At 73.2% G+C, this 4,149-nt stretch carries 6 protein-coding genes; all 6 read right to left on the reverse strand.

From position 1 onward, the window contains the following. Nucleotides 1-705: hypothetical protein (locus AB0I76_RS23845; RefSeq protein ID WP_357039427.1), on the reverse strand; the 705-nt coding region annotated here is incomplete at its 3' end. A 182-nt stretch (nt 706-887) separates the two neighbouring features. Continuing rightward, nucleotides 888-1,211, reverse strand: a complete 324-nt coding sequence (locus AB0I76_RS23850; protein ID WP_357039430.1) for a DUF1416 domain-containing protein — start codon at nt 1,209-1,211, stop codon at nt 888-890. 5 nt (nt 1,212-1,216) lie between these two features. Beyond that, nucleotides 1,217-2,065 (reverse strand): sulfurtransferase, encoded by an 849-nt coding sequence (locus AB0I76_RS23855; protein WP_357039433.1) that lies wholly within the window; start codon nt 2,063-2,065, stop codon nt 1,217-1,219. A gap of 201 nt (nt 2,066-2,266) precedes the next feature. Then, the gene (locus AB0I76_RS23860; protein WP_311202345.1) at nt 2,267-2,344 is read right to left on the reverse strand and encodes an Ms5788A family Cys-rich leader peptide; all 78 of its coding nucleotides are present in this window, start codon (nt 2,342-2,344) and stop codon (nt 2,267-2,269) included. A gap of 106 nt (nt 2,345-2,450) precedes the next feature. Further along, nucleotides 2,451-3,239 (reverse strand): DUF2993 domain-containing protein, encoded by a 789-nt coding sequence (locus tag AB0I76_RS23865; RefSeq protein ID WP_357039436.1) that lies wholly within the window; start codon nt 3,237-3,239, stop codon nt 2,451-2,453. Between the two features lie 72 nt (nt 3,240-3,311). Next, the coding region (locus AB0I76_RS23870) for a hypothetical protein (protein ID WP_357039439.1) at nt 3,312-4,149 on the reverse strand (838 nt) is incomplete at its 5' end.

Below are 4,149 nucleotides of genomic sequence, written 5' to 3' on the forward strand. Positions count from 1 at the left end.
GTCGGCCGGGCACCGCACCGGGTGTCCACCGCACACCCCCGCTCCGGACCGGTCCGGACCGGTGTCGAGGTGGTGCTGGTCGGGATGGCCGACGGCGCGCAGGGCCGCGACGAGCGCGTCGACGTCGGGACCCGAGCCGGCGCCGATCGCGGGCTCGACGTAGGGGTCGCCCAGTGGCCGGCAGCCGGTGTCCGCCGTGAACCGGACCCGGCCCTCCCGCTCGACCTCGCCCTCGACCGTGACGAACTCACCGGCGTCGGCCCGCAGGCGCGGCCCCTCCGCGGTGACCCGGACCCCCGCCCGCCAGTCCGCCGGGAGCCGTCCGGAGACCCGCTCCAGCAGCGTCCGCTCCTCGCCGGCCGGTACGACCACCGTCACGCGGCGCAGCAGGATGCCCCCGTCGGAAAGCGGCGTGACCCGGCAGCCCCGCTCGACCTCGGGCGGGGTGAGCGCCAGCACGGAGTCTCCGCCGATCGCTCCGGCCAGTTCGCCGATCGCCCGGTCGACCACCGGGCCCGCGTCGGAGAGGCTCCGCTGCTCCCGCACCGTCGGCGGGTCGGTGCGCACCGAGTACCAGGTGAGCGCGGCCAGTAGCACCGCCCAGACCACCGACGCCACCACCAGCCGACGGGTCCGGCGCCGGTCGCGCGGGGACGGCTCGGTGCCGGTCGACGGGGCGTAGCCGGGCGGGGCAAGACCACTCACACGCGCCATAGTGTCACGCGCCCGCCGCCCCTTCGCCCACCCGCCCCAAGACCGCGACTTCCCCGAAAATGCTGTCTCGCGCGTGATCGAGGCAGCAGGTTCCCCGATGTTGCGGGGATCTTGTGGCAGCGGCCCGCCACCTCCCGGAGGGGTGGCGGGCCACGGGCCGATCAGGGCGTGGGTCAGGAGGCGACGGTGACCGCGACCTCGTTGATGCCACGGCCGGCGGTGACGGCGGTGTCGCCGTTGCCCTGGCGGGACAGCGCCCGCAGCGTCCAGGCGCCGGGGGCGGCGAAGAACCGGAACTGGCCGGCGGCCGAGGTGACGACCTCGGCGGTGAACTCACCGGTGGAGTCGAGCAGTCGGACGTACGCGCCCGGCACGGCATCGCCCGCGTCGGAGCGGACGACACCCGTGATCACGGTCTCCTTCTCCAGGTCCAGGCTGGCCGGCAGCGGCGCGGCCTGGTCCGGAGCGGCGCATCCGGCGGCGGTGGGTGCAGTCATGATGATCAGGCCTCCCCGGGCTCGTCGCCGAGCGCGACCGGCACGCCGACCAGCGAGCCGTACTCGGTCCAGGAGCCGTCGTAGTTCTTGACGTTGCGGTGACCGAGCAGCTCCTGGAGCACGAACCAGGTGTGCGAGGAGCGCTCGCCGATCCGGCAGTACGCGATGGTCTCCTTGCCGTCGTCCAGACCGGCGTCGGCGTAGATCCGGCGCAGCTCGTCGTCGGACTTGAAGGTGCCGTCCTCGTTGGCGGCCTTGGACCACGGCACGCTGATCGCGGTCGGGATGTGGCCGGCCCGCTGCGCCTGCTCCTGCGGCAGGTGGGCGGGGGCGAGCAGGCGGCCCGCGAACTCGTCGGGGCTGCGCACGTCGACCAGGTTCCTGGTGCCGATCGCGGCCACGACCTCGTCCCGGAAGGCGCGGATGGAGGTGTCCGGCTCCTGCGCGACGTACCGGGTCGCCGGGCGGGTCACCGCGTCCTTGACCAGCGGACGGGCGTCCAGCTCCCACTTCTTGCGCCCGCCGTCGAGCAGCTTGACGTCGCCGTGGCCGTAGAGCTTGAAGTACCAGTACGCGTACGCGGCGAACCAGTTGTTGTTGCCGCCGTAGAGGACCACGGTGTCGTCGTTGCTGATCCCCCGCTCGGAGAGCAGCGCCTCGAACTGGCTCTTGTTGACGAAGTCCCGCCGGACCGGATCCTGCAGGTCGGTCTTCCAGTCGAGCTTGATCGCGCCGGCGATGTGGCCGGTGTCGTAGGCGGAGGTGTCCTCGTCGACCTCGACGAAGACGACGCCCGGGGCGTCGAGGTTCTTCTCGGCCCACTCGGCCGAGACGAGCGCGGTGTCGCGACTCATCAGATCACTCCCTGGTGAGGATGGATGGTGAGCCAGCGCGCGGAGATCGATATTTGTCGTTGCCGCACGCGGGACCCAGAGCTAGGACGGATCACGGGTTCGTGCGACGGCGCCGCTGTCGGGCGTTCGGTGGGGGAGCACCGGAAGGGTCGTGGACCCTGAGTGCGCTGCCGGATCAGGCAGCCGAGGACAGCCCCGCCGTCAGATGACGGGGCGACACAGGCAGGTGGCCACGCGGCACAGGTCGACCGCGCGCCGTTTGGTGAGGAGCGTCCCCATGACCACGGAGCCTACCAGTCAGTGACCGTGACGCCACCGGGCCGACCAGCATCCGGGACGCGGCCCCCGCGTCGGATGTGGCCGGCCCGGGAGGCGGCGCGCTCGGTCAGGTGGCGGAGTTGATCGGCACGTTCTTCGCGTCGACGGTCACCGCGAGGCCCTCGGGCAGCGGTCGAACCTCGCGGACGGCGAGCTGGAACGGCAGGTCGGGCAGGGGTACGTCGATCGAGATGCTCTGCGCGTAGTTGTTGAGGATCGTGCGGGCCAGCGGAACGTTGGGCAGCCCCTCGGCGCTGAGGTCCTTGAAGCGCAGCGCCACCTTTCCCTGCTCGCCGACGGTCACGTCGGCGGTGCCGTTGACGGTGAGCTGCTGCCCGAGGACGTTGACCGGGGCGGTCACCGCGAGTCGGCCGTTCTGCTCGCCGAGGGTGAGCCCCTCCCGGTCGAGGAGCGCCGCCAGGCTCTCGTAGCTGATGGTGCCGGTGCCGTTGACGGTCTCGGCGACCACGTCGCCCTGCCCGGACCGGAGGGTGTCCAGCGACGCGGCCACGTTGCGGGCGTCCACATCGAGCTTCGGCAGCGCGACGGCGTCACCCTGCACCGACCCCTGCACGTCGGTCAGTCCGATGGAGATGCGCTCGTAGCGGCCGTTCACCACCTGGGTGAGGAACGGGAAGCCGCCCACGTCGACGGAGGGCGGCGAGGACTGCGCGCCCTGCTTGGCGACCTCCTGGCGGACCTGGTCGGCGATGGCCCGCTCGGCCACCCCGGCCGCCACCCGGTCGGCCACCACCAGCAGCCCGACCAGGATCAGGAGCAGCACGACGAGCGTGACGAGCACCTTGCGCCCGCGCCGCCGCGGCCGCTCCTCCTCGTACGCGTACTCCTGCGTCACGCCGCCTCCTGTCACCCGGTCGCCGCCTCGGCGCAACCGGTGGTACCCGAACTCCGAAAAGCTCAACCGTGGTCAGAACACCAGCTTGCACATGACGTACGCCGCCGGTGCGGCGAGGGCGAACCCGCCGAGCGGCCCCTGCATGTGCCGGGCCACCCACATCGTCGGTGGCTCCCCCGCCATCAGCCGGCCCGCCTCGGCGTACCCGGCGGCGAGGTCGGCGAGGACGGCCGCGACCGCCGCGACCAGGCCGATGAGCGCGGCCTTCGTGGGGGTGAAGGGGGCGACCAGGTAGCTGCCGAGCAGGGCACTGACCAGCGTGCCGACCATCGCGCCGCCGACCACGCCGGAGGCGCCACGAGGCACCTGGGGGGCCAGTCGCGGCCAGGCCGCGAACCCGTCGGTGAACCGGGCGACGGTGAGCGCCACCCCGGCGGCCAGCAGGCCGACGGTGATCGTCTGGGTCCCCGCCACGATCCGGCTGAGCAGGATCAGGGTGGCGAAGGCGACGACGCCGACCACGATGAGCGCGGTCCCGCGCAGCGAGTCGGTCACCCGGGCCCGGTCCACCCGGCGGACCAGTTGGCCGAGCACGGCTACCAGGAGAGCGACGGCCGCCACGGAGAGCAGCGGCGTGAGGCGGGCCTCCGCCATCCGCACGGCGGCCACGTCGGCCACCACCGCGGCGACGCCGGCGACGCCGGCGACCAGCCACATGGCCGGCGGGCGGAGGGCGGTCGTCCAGGCCAGCACGAAGAGCAGCTGTACGCCCAGGACGACGATCGCGAAGGGCAGGCGGTGCCCGGGGCCGGAGGTCTGCGCCGCGAGCACCAGACCGAGCCCGAGCAGCGCGGCGAAGCCGGCGACGGCCAGCGCCAGCGGGCGGCGCACCTCGACCGGCGGCGGTTGC

This window comes from Micromonospora sp. NPDC049799 (genome assembly GCF_040656655.1).
In the GTDB taxonomy this organism is placed as follows: domain Bacteria; phylum Actinomycetota; class Actinomycetes; order Mycobacteriales; family Micromonosporaceae; genus Micromonospora.

Bases quoted from the DNA above. Each gene is read 5' to 3' on its own strand.
- AB0I76_RS23855 (WP_357039433.1), bottom strand. From the start codon at position 2,065: ATGAGTCGCGACACCGCGCTCGTCTCGGCCGAGTGGGCCGAGAAGAAC.
- AB0I76_RS23850 (WP_357039430.1), bottom strand. From the start codon at position 1,211: ATGACTGCACCCACCGCCGCCGGATGCGCCGCTCCGGACCAGGCCGCG.
- AB0I76_RS23860 (WP_311202345.1), bottom strand. From the start codon at position 2,344: ATGGGGACGCTCCTCACCAAACGGCGCGCGGTCGACCTGTGCCGCGTG.